General features: G+C 73.2%; 17 protein-coding genes. 3 read left to right on the top strand and 14 right to left on the bottom strand.

From position 1 onward, the window contains the following. Position 1: 1 nt before the first annotated feature. The 14 genes from ICC28_RS07695 to ICC28_RS07630 form a co-directional block, all read right to left on the bottom strand. Positions 2 to 1045 (bottom strand): aminomethyl transferase family protein, encoded by a 1044-nt coding sequence (locus ICC28_RS07695; protein WP_188287687.1) that lies wholly within the window; start codon positions 1043 to 1045, stop codon positions 2 to 4. Positions 1046 to 1073: 28 nt separating this feature from the next. Then, on the bottom strand, positions 1074 to 3065 hold the full coding sequence (locus ICC28_RS07690; protein ID WP_188287686.1) for a GNAT family N-acetyltransferase: 1992 nt from the start codon (positions 3063 to 3065) through the stop codon (positions 1074 to 1076). A gap of 48 nt (positions 3066 to 3113) precedes the next feature. Next, the gene (fabZ, locus tag ICC28_RS07685; RefSeq protein ID WP_188287685.1) at positions 3114 to 3638 is read right to left on the bottom strand and encodes a 3-hydroxyacyl-ACP dehydratase FabZ; all 525 of its coding nucleotides are present in this window, start codon (positions 3636 to 3638) and stop codon (positions 3114 to 3116) included. Continuing rightward, a complete protein-coding gene (locus tag ICC28_RS07680; protein ID WP_188287684.1) occupies positions 3635 to 3931 on the bottom strand; it encodes an acyl carrier protein in 297 nt (98 codons plus the stop codon). Before ICC28_RS07680 ends, fabZ begins: the two co-directional genes overlap by 4 nt. Positions 3932 to 3966: 35 nt before the next feature. Continuing rightward, the gene (gene fabG / locus ICC28_RS07675; protein ID WP_188287683.1) at positions 3967 to 4719 is read right to left on the bottom strand and encodes a 3-oxoacyl-ACP reductase FabG; all 753 of its coding nucleotides are present in this window, start codon (positions 4717 to 4719) and stop codon (positions 3967 to 3969) included. Next, positions 4716 to 5744, bottom strand: coding sequence for a 2,3-diaminopropionate biosynthesis protein SbnB (sbnB, locus tag ICC28_RS07670; RefSeq protein WP_188287682.1), 1029 nt, complete (start codon positions 5742 to 5744; stop codon positions 4716 to 4718). Before sbnB ends, fabG begins: the two co-directional genes overlap by 4 nt. Positions 5745 to 5799: 55 nt before the next feature. Further along, the gene (sbnA, locus tag ICC28_RS07665; RefSeq protein WP_188287681.1) at positions 5800 to 6831 is read right to left on the bottom strand and encodes a 2,3-diaminopropionate biosynthesis protein SbnA; all 1032 of its coding nucleotides are present in this window, start codon (positions 6829 to 6831) and stop codon (positions 5800 to 5802) included. After that, entirely contained in the window at positions 6828 to 9128 is a 2301-nt protein-coding gene (locus tag ICC28_RS07660; RefSeq protein ID WP_188287680.1) for a lantibiotic dehydratase, read from the bottom strand. Before ICC28_RS07660 ends, sbnA begins: the two co-directional genes overlap by 4 nt. Further along, complete coding sequence (locus ICC28_RS07655) at positions 9125 to 10321, bottom strand: PLP-dependent aminotransferase family protein (protein ID WP_188287679.1); 1197 nt, start codon at positions 10319 to 10321, stop codon at positions 9125 to 9127. The genes ICC28_RS07660 and ICC28_RS07655 overlap by 4 nt, the downstream gene beginning before the upstream one ends. Before the next feature lie 5 nt (positions 10322 to 10326). Then, the gene (locus ICC28_RS07650; RefSeq protein ID WP_188287678.1) at positions 10327 to 10566 is read right to left on the bottom strand and encodes an acyl carrier protein; all 240 of its coding nucleotides are present in this window, start codon (positions 10564 to 10566) and stop codon (positions 10327 to 10329) included. Next, positions 10547 to 12118, bottom strand: a complete 1572-nt coding sequence (locus ICC28_RS07645) for a class I adenylate-forming enzyme family protein (protein WP_188287677.1) — start codon at positions 12116 to 12118, stop codon at positions 10547 to 10549. The genes ICC28_RS07650 and ICC28_RS07645 overlap by 20 nt, the downstream gene beginning before the upstream one ends. Beyond that, positions 12105 to 13055, bottom strand: a complete 951-nt coding sequence (locus ICC28_RS07640; RefSeq protein WP_188287676.1) for an ACP S-malonyltransferase — start codon at positions 13053 to 13055, stop codon at positions 12105 to 12107. The genes ICC28_RS07645 and ICC28_RS07640 overlap by 14 nt, the downstream gene beginning before the upstream one ends. 68 nt (positions 13056 to 13123) lie before the next feature. Further along, positions 13124 to 13915, bottom strand: coding sequence for an ABC transporter permease (locus ICC28_RS07635; RefSeq protein WP_188287675.1), 792 nt, complete (start codon positions 13913 to 13915; stop codon positions 13124 to 13126). Further along, the gene (locus tag ICC28_RS07630; RefSeq protein WP_188287674.1) at positions 13912 to 14871 is read right to left on the bottom strand and encodes an ATP-binding cassette domain-containing protein; all 960 of its coding nucleotides are present in this window, start codon (positions 14869 to 14871) and stop codon (positions 13912 to 13914) included. The genes ICC28_RS07635 and ICC28_RS07630 overlap by 4 nt, the downstream gene beginning before the upstream one ends. Before the next feature lie 382 nt (positions 14872 to 15253). On the opposite strand from ICC28_RS07630, the gene ICC28_RS07625 reads away from it, so the two are divergent. The 3 genes from ICC28_RS07625 to ICC28_RS07615 all read left to right on the top strand — a co-directional run bounded on the left by ICC28_RS07625 (position 15254) and on the right by ICC28_RS07615 (position 16832). Further along, the gene (locus ICC28_RS07625) at positions 15254 to 15496 is read left to right on the top strand and encodes a hypothetical protein (RefSeq protein ID WP_188288069.1); all 243 of its coding nucleotides are present in this window, start codon (positions 15254 to 15256) and stop codon (positions 15494 to 15496) included. Continuing rightward, positions 15496 to 15789, top strand: coding sequence for a Dabb family protein (locus ICC28_RS07620; protein ID WP_188287673.1), 294 nt, complete (start codon positions 15496 to 15498; stop codon positions 15787 to 15789). Before ICC28_RS07625 ends, ICC28_RS07620 begins: the two co-directional genes overlap by 1 nt. 179 nt (positions 15790 to 15968) lie before the next feature. Further along, a complete protein-coding gene (locus ICC28_RS07615) occupies positions 15969 to 16832 on the top strand; it encodes an RNA polymerase sigma factor SigF (protein ID WP_188287672.1) in 864 nt (287 codons plus the stop codon). Positions 16833 to 16965 lie beyond the last annotated feature (133 nt).

The raw sequence follows: 16965 nt of genomic DNA, 5'->3' as shown, positions 1-16965 counted from the left end.
CTCAGGCGATCTTGGTGGTGAGGGAGCGGGCGATGACCCGGGGCAGGGTCGCGGTGCGCAGCGGCCGCGTGTCGCCCGGCACGTCCGTGGCGGTCAGCTCCAGGCCGGGCACCCAGAACGGGGCGTCGAGCAGCGCCAGCACCAGCTCCTCCTCCGGGTTGGCGGCGGGCGCCTGGTGCAGGAGGGTGCCGACCTGCCGGCCGGCCGCGGCGATCGGCGTGCCGGGGGCGAAGCGGCTGCCGACCGGGGCGACGAGGGTGGTCAGGCGGGCCTCGTCGGCGGTCGGCGCGGTGAGGCCGGCGGAGCCGTGGAACTCCCCGATCCGGCTCCAGTCGATCATCCACGCCAAGTCGGCCTGGTTGACGGTCAGTTCACCGAACCCGGCCCGGTACAGGCCCATCCCGGCCTCGGCCTGCACCCGGGCGAGCCCGTCCTCGCCGACCTCGGCGCCGCCCTGCTCGGCCACGGCCGCGAGCACCGCCTCGTGCGCGGCCTGCGGGGCGTCGGACAGCAGCAGGTAGCCGTACTCGCCGGTGGTGCCGACTCGGGCCAGGTGGGCGGTGGCGCCCGGGGCGCTCAGGGAGGACTCGGTGATCGCGTGCAGGGTCAGGCCGGAGATGTCGAAGTCCACGAAGCCGGCCGCGACCGACCAGGCCAGGGGGCCCTCGAAGGCCGTGGCGCCCCAGCCCTCGGGCTCGACGTCCACGGTGACACCCGCGCCCTGCTCGAACCGGCCCAGGTAGGCGGCGAGTTCCTCGGCGGTGACGGCGGTGCGCGGCAGCAGCCACGACTCGTCGCCGATCTCGAAGTGCAGCAGGATCGCGAACGGCGTCCCGTCCTCGTCCAGCGCCAGCACTTCGCGGACCGTGTCCGGCTCCACGTAGTCGGCGGACTTGGCGAGGAACCCGTCGAGGAAGCTCAGCCGGTCGTCGCCGGTCAGCCGGACCAGCGGGGCGGTGACGCGGTAGGCGCCCACGGTGGTGCGCAGGGTGGCGTAGGCCTCGGTGGCGGTGCGGGGGGCGGAGGTGGTGAGGGTGGTGGTCATGGTCTGTCGTTTCCTTTCGGGGAAGTGATCAGGACGTGAGGGATCTGTCGTGCACGGAGAACAGCCAGGCGCTCTCCCGCGCGGCGGAGACCGCACCGATGAGCAGGCCCGAGGCGGTGGCGCGCAGCACGAGTTCGTCGTGGGGCGACGGGGTCGCCGGCACACAGTGCAGCCAGCGGCCGTCGGAGAGCCGGACCGCGGCCCGTCGCGCCCACACCTGGCGGACGTCGGAGGTGCTCAACTCCCAGTGGCGGTCGGCCGATTCGAGTACGACGGCGGTACGCACCGGGGCGTGCGGGGTGAGCCACACCACGTTCTCGCGACCGGTGTCCGGCGCCCGCACGTCGACCCGGAGGCCGTCGTCGGCAGGGCCGATCTCCCAGCCGAGCCCGGTGTCCGGGTGGTGAAGCCCGAGCGGGTGCTTCTCCTCCCAGGCGCCGGCGGGCGGCACCCCCCAGCCGAGACCGGCGGCCCGGTCGTGGCGGGGGTTCTCACGAGTCACCCACATACCGGCGGACCAGCGCGGGTTGTAGCCGTAGGAGCGGGTACGGGGGTAAGGGCTGCGCAGCACCTTCCCGGCACCCTCCTGCCAGACGACGACACCCCCGGAACCGGCGTGCACCTCCAGCCGACGTGCGGCCTCCGCGCCGGGGGACTCCGACTCCTCCCCCAGCACCCCGATCTCCGCGCGCAGAGAACTCACATCGGCCGCAGTGGAGTTGAGGCCCCGTTCCAGCAGGGTGCTGTGGATCAGACGGTCCCCGGCGTGCGTCGGCAGGCTGACCCGTACGCCGTTGCCCTGCCAGGTCAGGCGCCCGGCGTCAGCGGCTGGGTGGGACGCGGCTACGACCTCGGAGGCGTCGCGTACCCCCACGCCCAGGCCGATCGGGTGGGGTCGTCCCGTGGCGTCGGTGAAGGTGCCCTGGCGCAGGCCGACCGTGTGGAAGACGCGGCCCACGGCCGAGCCGGTGTGGGTGAATTCCTGGAGCAGGCCCGTGTCGTCGAGGGTCACGGTGCCGGTGACCGTGTCGTCGCCGTGGCGCTCGGTGACGCGGACCCCGCCGGGGACCGGTTCCAGGGTGAGGTCGCGGGGCTCGCCCTCGCGCCAGCCGGCCGGGCGGTCGGCGCGGCAGCTGGGCCAGGTCGAGACGAGCACCGGCCCGTGGTGACCGTCGGCGAAGACGCTCACCGTGCCCTCCTCGCCGTCGACCTCGCAGGTCAGGGCGCCCGAGGTGAACCGGTGGGGGGCGTTGCCGCTCGCGGTCCGCACCCGGTACGGCGGCTGTGCGATGCGCAGGGCACGCACCTCGCCGCCGGGCTCGGTGAGGCGGGCCTCGCGCACGGCGCCCCGGTCCACGTCCACGCTCGCGTCGAGCCGGAACGCACCGAGGCTCAGGCAGTAGTCGACGACCCGCACCCCGTCCTCGGACCGCACGTCGGAGCGGAGTTCGTCGTCGCGGGCCTCGGTGACGGAGGCGAAGCTGGACAGGCTGCCCAGCGCGGCCGTGGCCCGCTCCCCCAGGTCGGCGAGGACGCTGCGCAGCACGAGCGGGATGTAGTTGTGCAGCTCCACGTTGCCGTCCTCGCCGGGGACGGCCCGGCCCACCGAGACGCAGCCGACGCGCCGGTAGAGCCGGAAGGCCACGGTGTTGGCGGGGTTGACGGTCAGCCGCAGCACCAGGCAGCCGGAGCGCATCATCCACTCGACGGCCTCGGTGAACAGCCGCCCGGTGACCATCCCGCCGCGGTGCGCGGGGTGCACGAAGAACATGTCGGCGATGAGTTCCCCGGCCCGGGCCGAGCGGCGGCCGGTGTGGTGGAACAGCCCGAACGTGCCGACGAGTTTCCGGTCGTCCTCGGCGAGCAGGAACGTCGCCGTCTCCCGTTCGGCCAGTTCCCGGGCGAGTTCGGCGCCGGTGATGCCTCCGGCGACCGGGTTGGGGTTGTCGCGGTGGCGGTTGTACAGCTCCGCCACGGCGTGCGCGTCGCCCTCCTCGTAGGGGCGGATCGTGAGGGCCATGGCCACACCTCCTTCTGTTGCTGTGCTGTCGCTGATGCGGGGGGGGATTCAGCCCTTGCGGCCGGTGGTGACGACGAGGGTTCCGGCGGCGGCGAGTTCGGAGCCGACGCTCGCCCGCACCTTCACCTGGCGCAGGCCGCCGAGCCGCTGCCCGAGCCGGGCGTCGAGGGTGAGCTGGTCGCCGGGGACGACGAGCCGGGAGAACTTCATGTTGCTGATGGAGCCGAGGTAGCCGACGCTCCGCGAGGCGTCGCCGTCCCGGGCGGCGGCCTCGTTCGTTTCGAGGAGTTCCGCCACGTAGACGACGGCGACGAGCTGGGCCATCGCCTCGACGATCATGACGCCGGGCATGATCGAGTGGTCGGGGTAGTGCCCGGCGAAGAACGGCTCGTTGACGGAGACGCTCTTGATGCCACGGCCGGAGACGCCCGGTACGACGTCGTAGGCGCGGTCGATCATCAGCATCGGCCAGCGGTGCGGCAGCATCCGCTTGATGTCGTCGGAGGAGTAGCTCAGCGCCTTGCGGGCGGGCGCCTCGGCCGACGGCCCGTCGAGGAGGTCGGCGCGACTCATGCGGAGGCCTCGCGGTCCTCGATGAAGTCGACGAGGGCGTTGACGGAGCCGAAGGCCTCGAAGTCGTCGTCGCTGATGAGGACGTCGAACTCGTTGTTGACCATGACGACGATCTCCAGCGTGTCCAGCGAGTCCATCTCCAGGCCCCGGCCGAACAGCGGCTGGTTGTCGGAGACGGCGGCCGGCTCCACGTCGAACCCGAGCCGGTCGATGATCATCGACTTGACCTTCGTGTTCTTGGCGAGACGGGCCTCGGCCTGGGCGCGGAGGTCGTCGTAGGTGGCGGTGGACATAGGGGTTACTCCTGTGAACTATAGGATGTACAGGGCTAGTTGGGGATCATTCCGCCGTCGACCGTGAGCACCTTGCCGGTGATGTACGAGGCGGCGGGGGAGGCCATGAAGAGCACGGCCCGGGCGACCTCGGCGGGCGTTCCGGTCCGGCCGAGCGGGATGGCCTTGACCGCTTCCCTCAGATGGGCCGGGGGCACCTTCTTGACCATGTCGGTGTCGATGAACCCGGGGGCGACGACGTTGACGCGGATTCCGCGGGGGGCCACCTCCTGGGAGAGGGTCTTGGCCAGCGAGATCACTCCGCCCTTGCTGGCGGCGTAGTTGGCCTGCCCGGCCCGCCCGGCGATGCCGCTGGTGGAGGCGACCAGCACGAGGGCGCCGCCGTCGGCGTACATCTGCTTGGTGGCCTCGCGGGCGGTGAGGAAGGCGCCGGTGAGGTTGGTGGCGATGACCTCCTGCCACTTGCCGCTGCTCATGGCGGCGAGATGGCCGTCGGCGGTCACCCCGGAGTTGAGCACGGCGACCCGGAGCGGCCCCCATGCGCCGCGGATCCGCTTGAACATGGCGGTGACCTGCTCCTCGTCGGCGACATCGGCCTGCACGAGGAGGGCTTCGCGGCCCAGCGCGCGGATCTGCTCCGCGACCTGTTCCGCCCGCCCGGCGCTGGAGCGGTAGTTCAGGGCGACGTCGCAGCCCTGCTCGGCGAGGGCGAGCGCGGTGGCCGCGCCGATGCCCCGCGAGGCCCCGGTGACGAGCGCCCGCGTGCCCTCGGGAAACGCCAGGCTCATGCCGCCCCTCCCGCCATCGCCGCGGTGACCCGGTGGTGGCCGGGGTCGAAGCCCGGGGCGTCGGTGCCGATGCCCTGCCGGGTGGCCGCCCTGAGCACCTCCTGGGCGACGGCGAGGTCGAGGATGCCGAGGCCGAACGGCGAGAACACCACGGTCTTCTCGGTGGTTGGAGCCTCGCTCCGGCCGAGTACGGCCGCGATCTCGGCGGCCACGAACCGGCGGTGGCCCACCTCCTGCTCGGCGCGGTGCAGCGAGGTCTGCTCGCGCATCACGTGGTCCACGTCGTCGACGACGTTGTACGCGTCCAGGACGGAGGCCGTGCTCAGGTCGCGCAGCGACAGGTGCAGGATCACCTGGTGGGCGGGCCGGTCGGGGTGCGCGGAGAGGTCGAGCCAGTACGTGGAGTCGGTGGTGGCGACGGAGACCGTGTCGGCGCGCAGCGCGGCGGCCACGTCCCCGGTGACGAACCGCAACGCCGGGCGCTCGTCCCGGAGTTGTGCGGCGAAGGTCTCGGCGCGGCCGGGCACCACGTCCTGGAGGGTGACGGTCTCCAGCTCGGGGTGGGTCAGCGCGAGGAAGTCCAGCACCCTGCGGTTGATGGTGCCGCAGCCGATCAGGCCGAGGGTGCGCACCGGGCGCACACCGTGCAGCGCCCGGCTCGCGAGGGCGGCCGAGGCCGCGGTGCGGGACGCCGATATCCGGCTGGCCTCCAGGACGGCGGTCGGGTAGCCGGTGTCGAGGTCGTTGAGGATCTGCACCGAGGACGCGCGCTGCAGGCCCCGGTCGACGTTGCCGGGGAAGGACGAGATCCACTTCAGGCCCATGACGGGCTCGCTCCCGCCGAGATAGGCGGGCAGGGAGATGACACGGGACCCGGCGGTGCCGGGCGGGCGCAGGAACCCGGAGTACGGCACCTCCGAGCGGCCCTGGCCGTGCAGTACGTACGCGGTGCGGACCGCGTCGAGCACGGTGGCGTCGAGTCCGGCGAACGCGGCGTCGACGTCCTCGCGGCCGAGGATTCTCATGGCAGGTCAATTCCTTCGTACAGACAGTGGGTTGAGGGGAAAAGCGGCCGGACGGTCAGCCGAAGCGGGACTCGACCCAGCTGTCGCTGTAGATCGTGTCGAGGTAGCGGTCGCCCCCGTCGGGCAGGATCGCCACGCAGGTGGCGCCCGGTTCGATCCAGGAGGCGGCGTCCAGCAGGGCCGCGGTGACCGCGCCGGACGAACCGCCCGCGAGGATCGACTCCTTGGCCAGGAGGGTGCGGCAGCCGCGCACGCAGTCCAGGTCGGTCACCTTCATGACCCGGTCGGCGAGATGCGGGCGCAGCAGGGGCGGGACCACGGCGGCGCCGTGCCCGGGGATGGTGCGGCGGTGTCCGCGCTCCCAGGGCTCGGGCGGCCCGAAGATCACGCTGCCCACGGCGTCCACCGCCACCACCCGGGTGGGCAGTTCGTGCGCGGCGATGTACTCGGCGCAGCCGCGCAGGGTGCCGGTGGTGCCGGCGGCGAGGAAGAGGTAGTCGGGGGCGCGCGGGAGCGCCCGGTGGATCTCGCGCATGGTGTCGTGGTGGGCGCGGGCGTTGTGCTCGTTGCCGTACTGGTCGGGCCAGTAGGCGTCGGGGACAGTGCGCAGCAGTTCGCGCACCCGCGCGATCCGGGCCGGCAGGTACTCGCCGGTCTCCGGGTCGCGGTCGACGACCTCGACCTTCGCCCCGTACGCCCGCATGATCGCGGCGTTCTGCGCGGTGGTCCGCGGATCCACCACGCAGATCAGGCCGAGCCGGTGGAAGTTGCACAGCTGGGCCAGGGCGATGCCCAGGTTTCCGGAGGACGACTCCACGACCGTAGAGACGCCTGGGATCAACTCCCCTGTGGACAGGGCGTGTTCGATCATCGAGCGGGCGGCGCGGTCCTTGACGGAGCCGCCCGGGTTGAACCGCTCGCACTTGCCGTAGACCTGGAAGCGGGCGGGCGGGAAGAGCCGGTCGAGGGCGACCAGCGGGGTGGCGCCGATCGTCGCGACGATGTCCGGATCCCGGGGGCGGGCCACGGCGGCGGCGCGGGGCGCTGCGGAGGCGCGGGGCGCGGAGGCGGAGGAGGCCACGGTCATGCCGGTACCTTTCTGCTCATCTGGAGCCGTAGTTCGCTGACGTAGCGCTCCCCGTCGGCTCCGGTGAGCCAGGAGTCCTCCGGGCGCGGCAGCGGCTCGCTGAGGATCACGGGGGCGGCCGGGTCGAGGCGCCGGGCGCGGCGGACGAGGTTGGCGAAGGACAGCACGAGGGTGGGGCTGGTGAAGTCGACCAGGGAGGGCTTCGTCTCCTGCGGGAACTTCACGAACGCCCGGTCGGGCAGCCCGGCGTCGCGCAGCCATCGCCGTACGGCGAGGTAGTCGCCCTCCCGGTCGGGCTTCGCGGCCAGCGGGATCCGATCGGCCGGCACCCGCCAGGTCTCCCGGAACAGCACGAGCCCGTCGAGCGTGACGCGCGGGGCGTGCGGCCGGTCGAGCCCGATCTTGAAGGCGTCCGCCGCGACGATCGACACCGGGACGGCGAGCAGTTCGGCCGTGCTCCACTTCCGCCCGTCGGGCGTGGTGGCGGTGACCGTGCCGTCCCGCTCGGCCAGGGTGATCGCGACGGCCGGGTCGATGCGGGAGCGGTCGTCGAAGGGCGCCCGGGTGAACCCGATGAGCCGGTCCCCCGCGCCGACGGGCGCGGGCACCATGCGGCCGCTGTTGCGCTTCCAGTCGACCGGGAGCAGCGGCACCAGCCGCGGGGCGTCGACGGCGGCGTTCACCTTGTCGCGCAGGGAGCCCGTGTCGCTGGTCCAGTCGAGGAACGGCAGGTCGCAGGTGGCGAGGCAGGCGTGCAGCTCGCCGAGGACGACGGTCAGTTCCCCGTCGGCGGCGCGGGCCACCTGGAGGTCCGGGCTGTGCAGGGCGAGATGGGGCGAGCCGGCCGGGCCGGTGGCGAAGACCTCGCGCGCGCGCCGCTCGATGTCCGCGACCCGCAGCTCGACCCGCCGTCCGCCGACCGTGCCGAGCACCTCCCGCCATTTTCGGGCCAGTTCACGGGTCGCGGTGTGCACGGGCGTGGCCTGCTCGCCCCAGAACAGGCCGAGCACCTGCGGCCAGACGTCGGCGAGCGTGACGGCACGGCCCCGGTCGGCGGCGGCCCGCACCAGCGCGGCGACCTCCGCCTCGACCAGCTCCACGAGCCGTCCGCCGAACCAGTCGGCCGCGTCCGCCACCAGGGCGAGCGGCCGGGCGACGGTGTCGAGGAAATCGGTGCCGACGTCGACCCGGCAGTCGCGCACGGCGTCCTGGTAGCACAGGGTGCGGCCGGCGTACGCCTTGCCCTCGTCGCGGGAGGCGTCCAGTCCGGTCGTACGGACGAAGAAGGCGTCCAACTCGTCCAGGCGGCCCGCGAGTTCGTCGGCGGTGGTGGCCGCCTCGACGGCCTCCCGGTGCCGGTCGAGCTCGGCGAGTACGGCCGTGAAGGACGCGAACAGCTCGGGGTCGGCGACGGCGGCCACGCGGCGGCGCAGGATCCGCTCGGCCCGCACGTCGACCGGGATGTTGGCGTCCCAGGTCAGCACACGCTGCTTGAGCAGCCGCGTCAGGATCTTCTCGACCCTCTCCCGCGCCCCGTCCGCCGGCCAGCCGTCCTCGCGGACGAGGGCGTCGGTGATCGCCGCGCCGTTGCGCTCGCCGTCGGCCCGCTCCAGGACCTGCCGGTCCTCCGGGCGCAGCCGCAGGGTGCGGCCGCCCGGCAGGAGCAGCCGGTCCCCGTCGAGGTGGACGTCGGCGCGAAGCAGCGGCGGAAACCACCAGCGGGCGCCCGGGCGGCCGACCATCCAGTCCGCGAGCGCGGCCAGCGCCCAGCGCTCGAAGAAGACACGGCTCTCCGCGACCAGCCGCTCGCCGTGGTCCACGGCGAGCGCCTCGCGCCCGCGCCCTACCGAGATCCAGGCGGCCGGGCCGAAGAAGCCGATCGTCTCGGCCTTGGCGCAGTAGCGCAGCCAGTACATGGCGAGGGTCCGCTCGCGCTGCTTGCGCTTGGACTCCTTGCCGGTGCCGGCGGCGAGCGCGTCGAGGATCCGGTAGACGGTCCGGTTCTGCCAGGCGATGGCCGTACGGACCTTCTCGTCGCGGGCGAGGCGGGCCAGGCGGTCCGACTCGGCCGCGCTGTCGGCGCGGTAGGCGGCGGCGAAGGCCTCCCGGTCGCCGCGGTCGGCCGCGGCGGCGGCCCCGGGGCCACCGAGCAGGTCGAGGCCCGCGGCGGGGAACCCGGCGCTGCGCAGCAGCCCGACGCCCCACAGGTGCCACTCGCTGTCGTCGAGCCGATGGACGGGCCGGAAGTCGGCCCAGTCGTGCGCGCGCAGCGCGGCACGGGTGCTGGTCCCAGTCATGCGGCACCCCTCTCCGTACCGCCGGACGGGTCGCGCAGGGCGCGGGCGAGGCGGGCGGCACCCTCGGCGATGCGCTTGCGGGGCACGTTGCTGAAGCAGAGGCGCAGCGCGTCGCCGTACTCCCCGTCGAGCCCGAAGTGGCCGCCGGGGACGAAGGAGACGCCCTGGTCGGCGGCGGCGAGTGCGAGGTTCCGGGTGTCGGCGCCGCCGGTGTGCCGCAGCCACAGGTAGAAGCCGCCGTCCGGGCGTCGCCACCGCCAGGGCCCGTCCGTGCCCAGCTCCTCGTCGAGGGCGTCGGCCAGCAGGGCGCACCGCTCGCGGTAGCGCTCCCGGTAGGCGTCGAGCAGCGCGTCCCAGCCGCCGCGGTTGTGGAAGGCGGCGAGCGCGGCCTGGGCGAAGGCCGACGGGGACAGCGCCATCACCTCGGTGGTGCGGCGCAGCCGCTCGGCGACCGGCGCGGGCGCGGCGATCCAGCCGCAGCGCAGGCCGGGTGCGAAGACCTTGGAGAAGGTGCCGAGGTAGACGACGTTCTGCGGATCGAGGCCCTGCAGCGTCTGCACGGTGTGCCCGTCGAAGCCGAGCAGCCCGTACGGGTTGTCCTCGACGACCAGCACCTCCGCCGCGCGGGCGGCGTCGAGGAGCTGGTGGCGGCGCTCTACGGAGAGCGTGGCGCCGGTCGGGTTCTGGAAGGTGGGGTTGCAGTACAGCATCCGTACCCGCCGTCCCTCGGCGCGCAGCCGGGCCACGGTCGCGCGCAGCGCCTGCGGATCGATGCCGTCCGCGTCCTCGGGGAGGCCGGCGAGGCGCAGTCCCGCGGTGCGGAAGGCGGCGGCCGCGCCCGGGTAGGCGGGGGCCTGGCAGAGCACGGTCTCCCCCGGTTCGGCGAGCCCGAGGCCGAGGGCGAGCAGTCCCATCTGGGAGCCCGCGGTCGGTACGAGGTGTTCGGCTACGGCACGGCCGCCCTCGCGGGTCATCAGGTCGCCGATCGCCGGGACGAGCGTCCGGGCCACGTGCGGGGTGCTGTACTGAAGCGCGATCCGCCCGCCGATCCGGGTCAACCGGGCCATCTGCTCGGCGAGTTCCTTCAGCGGCAGCAGCTCCAGGTCCGGCAGGCCGCCGGCGAAGGAGACCAGGTCTCCGCCGCGTTCGAAGAGCTGCGGCATGTCGGCCGCGGGTCCGGTGTCGGTCCACATGACGCTCAGCTCCCCGCGCCGGCCAGCTGCTCGTGCACGATCCTCAGCAGACCGGCCGAGGAGGTGAGCGAGAGGTCGGCGAAGACATCGGGGTCCAGTTCGATGCCGAACCGGTCCTCCACCGCCATCACCAGGGAGACGGTGTGGAGCGAGTCCACGCCGAGATCCACGAGCGGCGTCTCGGGGTCGGTGACCCGCACGGCACAGATCTCCTCGACGAGCTGGTCAAACTGCGGCTGGTTCATGGGAATTCCTCGTGGGTGCGGCGGGGGTGGCGGGGGCGTCGGCCTCGGCCGGGGCGGGGGTCAACGCGGGGGCGGCGGGACCATCAGCCTCGGCCCGGACAGAGGTCAGCAGGCGGGCCACCGCCGCCCGGTCGGGCTTGCCGTTGGTGGTCAGTGGCAGGGTGTCGAGCGGGACGATCCGGTTGGGCAGCCGGGCCGGGTCCAGGTGGCGGGCGAGGGCGGTGCGCACCTCGTGCGGGGTGAGGTCGCTCCGCACGGCGAGCAGCAGCGGGGCGTCCTCGTCGGCGGGGCGCAGCGCTACGGCGGCCAGGACGCCGGGGACACGCTCGGCGGCGGACTCGATCTCGGACAGGGCCATCCGGATGCCGCGCCGCTTGATCATGTCGTCCTCGCGGCCGACGAAGTACAGCAGCCCGTCGGCGTCGAGCCGCCCCTGGTCGCCGGTGTGCAGTTCCAGGGAGCCGTCGGCGCGGCGCACGTACCGGTTCTGCCGCTCCAGCGGGACGCCCCAGTACCCGGCCATCACGGTCTCGCCCCACACCACGATCTCGCCGACCTCGCCCGGCGGCAGGGTCCGCCCGTCCGGGCCGACGATCCGTACGTGGTCGCCGGGGACGGCCCGGCCGACGGAGTCGGGGTGATCCTCGTAGCGGGCGGGGTCGAGGACCGAGATGCGCTTGCACTCGGTCATGCCGTACATGGAGGCGAAGGCGGAGCCGGGGAAGGCCGCGAGCAGCTCGCGCATCACGGCGTGGCTGGGCCGGGCGCCGGTGTTGGTGAACAGCCGGACCTTCGTGGGGCGGCGCAGCTTCCGCTGGAGCAGGGCGAGGATCTGCGCGAGCGAGGGCACGAGCGGGACGACGGTGACCCCGTGGCGTTCGACGGCCCGCATCAGCCCGAGGTCGCCGCCCCGGTCGGCGAGGACCAGGGTGGCGCCGGTGAGCGCGCACAGCAGGGCCTGGTAGAGCCCGTAGTCGAAGGAGAGCGGCAGCCGGCACAGCACCACGTCGTCGGAGCGGTAGCCGAGGCAGGCGTTGACGGCGTGGACGGCGGCGAGGATCTGCCGGTGCGGGCAGACGACACCCTTGGGGCGGCCGGTGGTGCCGGAGGTGTAGATCAGCAGGGCGACGTCGTCGTCCGCCGGCCGGGCGGCGAAGGAATCGGCGGCCGTCCCCCGTATCTCCCGCGCGGCCCGTTCCGCCTCGACGGTGACCCGGGCGTCCGCGCCCGCGCCGGGCGGGCAGATCGCCAGGGCGGCCGTGCAGTCCCGCACGATGTGCCGTATCTGCTCGTCCGTCAGCTCGGGGTGTACGGGGACGAAGACGGCCCCGATCCGGAAGGCGGCCCACAGCAGCGCGAGGAAGGTGCGGTCACCGGCGCCCGCGTGGACGACGCGGTCCCCCGCACGCACTCCCCGGCGGCGCAGCCAGCCCACCGCCCGGTCGGTCTCGGTGCCCAGTTCGGCGTAGGTCAGCGGCCCTTCGGCGTCGTGCAGGGCGATGTGTCCGGGGCGCTCGGCGCGGGCCCGGGCGAGGAGGTCAGACACCGGCATGGACGAGACCCCCCTTCGGGGCGGCCGCGGCGGCGAGCCGGGCGCGGACCTTGTCGAGGTCGCGGGGTGCGGTGACGCAGACGACGGCGAACCCGGGCAGTTGGCGCTTGAGGATGCCCGCGAGGGTGCGGGCGGGCGGCAGGCAGACCGTGGTCGCGGGGGCGATCCGGCCGAGCGCGGCCAGGCACAGGTCCCAGCGCACCGGCCTGACCACCTGCTCGACGAGGCGGCGGCGGATGTCGTCCGGTTCGCTGACGACGGCGCCGTCGGCGTTCGACAGGAACGTCCCGGCCGGTCGCAGGAACGGGGTGCGCCCGGCCGCCGCCGCTACCGCCTGCCGCGCGGACTCCATGTACGGGGTGTGGAAGGCGCCCGCGACCGGGAGCGGCTTGACCGCGGCACCGGGCGGCGGGTCGGCGGCGAGCCGCTCCAGGCCCGCCACGGCTCCGGCCGCGACGATCTGGCCGGGGCCGTTGAAGGTGGCGGGGTACAGCTCCAGCTCGGCGAGCCGGTCCAGGACGCGGGCCTCCTCGCCGCCGACCACGGCCGCCATCGAGGTGGGCGTCTCGGCGCAGGCGGCGGCCATCGCCCGGCCGCGCACCGCGGCGAGGCGCACGGCGTCGACGGGGGCGAGCGCTCCGGCGTACACCGCCGCGGTCAGTTCGCCGACCGAGTGCCCGGCGGCCACCGCCGGTCCGCCGGTCCTGGCCGGGCCGAGCGCCTCGTGGGCGAGCAGTCCGGCGGCCACCAGCAGCGGCTGGGTGTGCTCGGTCCGGGCGATCTCGGCCGCCGATGCCTTGCCGCCGAGGTGCACGAGGTCGACGTCGGCGGCCTCCGACCAGGCCCGCAGCCGCTCCGCGTGCACCGGGTCGCGCAGCCAGCCGGCCAGCATGCCCGGGGTCTGGGAGCCCTGCCCCGGCGCAACGAATGCATACATGTGTTCGAATCTCCTTTCGTGGGGTGTCGTCGACCGGTGCGGGGGACCCGGTGGCGGAGGGGAGAGCCCTAGTTACGGCCGGTGCTCTTGCGGAACCGGCGTACGGCCATGAAGGAGAAGGCCGCGAACCAGGCGACGGTGTTGACCGCCGCCATCGCGAGGCTGGAGTGCTCCCCGCTGAAGGAGTAGCCGTCGGTCAGCGGGTAGCGGGCCAGCGTGGAGACGCCGAACATCGGCGAGTAGCGGGAGATCTCCAGCATGGTGCCGGACAGCGGGATGAAGAGGTTGCCGAGGAAGGCGAGCCCGGTCATGGTCAGACCCGGCATGTGCATCACGGTGTCGGGCTTGAGGGCGAGCCCCAGGGTGATGCCGAGCGCGGCGAAGACGGCGGCGCCGAGCCACGCCACGAGCAGCGACGTCACCCACACCGTGGCGGTCGCCCGGACGCCGGTGACCGCGCCGAGCAGGCCGACGACGGCCACGGGCACCGCCGCCATCAGCACGGAGGACAGCACCTTGACGAAGAGGTAGCCGGGCGGCGCGAGCGGGGTGAGCGCGATGGTGCGCATCCACCCGGAGGCCTTCTCCACGGAGATGGTGGCGGCCGAGCTGACGGCCGCGGTCGCCGCGCCGTACACGGCGATGCCGGTCATCATCCAGGCCGCGAAGTTGCCGTGCGGGAGGGTGGCGTGGTCGGGCTCGGTGCGGAACAGGGCGAGGTAGAGGACGGCCGGCAGCAGCAGGGTGAAGATCGTGGTCTGCCGGTTGAAGCGGCGGCGCAGCTCGTAGCCGACGAAGACGGGGTTGACCCCGCTGAACGGCGAGGTCCGCGCCGCACGGGGGGCGGTGGTGGTGCTCATCGGGCGCCCTCCTCGACGGTGCGGCGGTGCTGGGTGATGGTCATGAAGGCCTCTTCGAGGCTGCGCGGGGTGACCTCGATCTCGGTGGCGGAGGTCTGCGCGACCAGCAGGCGCAGCAGCGCGTCGGAGTCGGGGGTGTCGAAGTGGTACCGGCCGCCGCGCGAGGCGCACGCGCGCACCAGCGGGGACCCGGCGAGCGCCGCGGCGTCCTGCTCGTCGAGGAGCGCCGACACGGTGCGCCCGCTGAGCGCGGACCGCACCTGCGACACCGATCCGTCGGCGACGACACGACCGCGGTCGATCATCACCACCCGGTCCGCGAACCGGTCCGCCTCCTCCATGTAGTGCGTGGCGAACATGACCGTCATCCCGCGCCCGGTCTCCTCGCGGACGGTGGCCCAGAACTCCCGGCGGGCCACGACGTCCATGCCGGCGGTCGGCTCGTCGAGGACCAGCAGCTCGGGCCCGGAGAGCAGGGCGAGCGCGAACCGCAGCCGCTGCTGCTCGCCGCCCGAGCACTCCGCGACCCGGCGGTGGCGCAGCCCGTCGAGCCCGGCCCGGACCAGCACGGCCTCCACGTCGGCGCCCGGGTGCAGCGAGCCCAGCATCCGTACGGTGGCCTCGACGCTCAGGTCGGGCAGCAGACCGCCGCTCTGGAGGACCGCGGCCACCTGGCCGGAGCGCACCGCCCGCTGCGGCTCGCGCCCGAACAGCTCCACCGTGCCCTCGTCAGGCCGGGTCAGCCCGAGCAGCATGTCGATGGTCGTCGTCTTGCCGGCGCCGTTCGGCCCGAGGAAGGCCACGATCTCCCCGCGCGTGATCCGCAGATCAATGCCGTCGACGGCGTGGAAGCGCTCTCCCTTGGCGTCGGTGAACCGCTTCACGACGGCACTGAGCCGTACGGCATCCGGGGACATCACCTCCTCGGAGACCGAGCGCGGTCGGGTGTCGATCATTCTTGGGTCCTCGCGATCTGGACGGGGGTGGCCTGGCGGGAGCCACTCTTCCCGGACCGGCTATCGGCCCCTGCCCGCCCGGCTATCCGGCCGCTATCCGGCCCGCGAACCCGAAAGGGCCCCGTCGGAAGGACGGGGCCCTGAAGCGAGGGACGGGGGAAGCGGCCTCGGGGGACAAGCCGCTCCCCCCGGTGGGGACGGACCCTCAAGCACGCGCCGCGTACGAGGGTGTCCATCGGCGCATGCCCCGCAGTGGGGTCCGTCCCGGCCCCTCGGACTCCTGCCGGGTCCGCCGGGGCGTGTCTCCATCCTCCGCCCGGGGGCGTCCGCCGCAGCCCGGCAAAGGGCCCCGGCGTGCGGGCCGTTGGTCCCTAAAAATGGCGTGAAGGTTACACTCGCCGCCGGCAACAGGGGGCCCTTGGGGCACAACAGGCACAGGGAGGCCGCGGTGGCGGTGAATTCGAAGAAGATCGCCGTCTTTGCGCTCGTGGTCTTCGTGTTCTACGTGATCGTCACGGACCCGGAGACGGCAGCCGGCTACGTGGAGATAGGGTTCGAGGGCATATCGGACGCCGCGAAGGCCATCGGCGACTTCATGACGTGGGTCGCCAACGGAGGAGAGTAATGATCCGCCACCTGGTCCTCTTCAAACTCAACGAGGGCGTCGAGCGCGACGACCCGCGGGTCGTGGAGGGCGAGAAGGCCTTCCGGGCGCTGGACGGCAGGATCCCCGAGATCCGCCACTGGGAGCTGGGCTGGAACCTCAGCGACCGGCCCATCGCCTACGACTACGCGATCAACTCCGCGTTCGAGGACGCCGAGGCGCTGCGCCGGTACGTGGAACACCCCGAGCACCAGGCGGGCGTCGCACTGTGGCGCGAGTTCGCCACATGGGTGATCGCCGACTACGAGTTCTGAAGCCCCCGCGGCCCCGAGCCCTCCGCGGCTTTCGGAGCCGCCGCGCCACCCAGCCCTCCGCCGGAACGGCGGGGGGCCTTTCTGCGTCTTATGCCACAACTTGCCCCTCAACACGGCGTAACACAGGGATATGAGGTGCTTGCACACAGTGCACATGTCTTGTGATGCTATGACCGCTTTTGACGGATGAGTTGACCGATGAAGAGGTGGCGTTGACCGTGTCGGCCAGTACTGCGCCGCCCCAGGAAGTCACGGAAGCCCCGGCAGCCGCGCCGCGCAGCCGCGGAGCGGACACCCGGGCGCTCACACAGGTGCTCTTCGCCCAGCTCAAGGAGCTCCGCCCGGGCACGCCGGAGCACAACCGGGTACGGGGGGCGCTCATCGAGGCCAACCTCCCGCTCGTGCGCTACGCGGCCGCCCGCTTCCGCTCCCGCAACGAGCCGATGGAGGACGTGGTCCAGGTCGGCACCATCGGCCTGATCAACGCCATCGACCGCTTCGACCCGGACCGGGGCGTGCAGTTCCCGACGTTCGCGATGCCCACGGTCGTCGGCGAGATCAAGCGGTACTTCCGGGACAACGTCCGCACGGTCCACGTACCGCGCCGGCTGCACGAGCTGTGGGTGCAGGTCAACGGCGCGACCGAGGACCTGACGACCGCCTTCGGACGCACCCCGACCACCGCCGAGATCGCCGAGCGGCTGCGCATCAGCGAGGAGGAGGTGCTGTCCTGCATCGAGGCCGGACGGTCGTACCACGCCACCTCGCTGGAGGCCGCCCAGGAGGGCGACGGACTGCCCGGACTGCTGGACCGGCTCGGCTACGAGGATCCCGCGCTGGACGGCGTGGAGCACCGCGACCTGGTCCGGCACCTGCTGGTCCAACTCCCCGAGCGGGAACAGCGAATTCTGCTGCTGCGCTACTACAGCAATCTCACCCAGTCGCAGATCAGCGCGGAACTCGGCGTCTCCCAGATGCACGTATCGCGGCTACTCGCGCGTAGCTTCCAGCGGCTGCGGTCCGCGAACCGGATCGACGCCTGAGCGAGGCTCGAGCGGAGCTTTACCGAATGCGCGAACGATAGGTAACCGGGGCGAGCGATTCGCTCACCAGGGCGCTTGCCGACAGTTCCCCGCCGAAAAACCGTCAGACCCCTTGTTTCCAGGGCGTATTCGC

Origin of the sequence: Streptomyces sp. TRM68416, assembly GCF_014596915.1 — a bacterium.
GTDB lineage: Bacteria > Actinomycetota > Actinomycetes > Streptomycetales > Streptomycetaceae > Streptomyces.
This window is presented reverse-complemented; position numbering and strand designations above follow the sequence as displayed.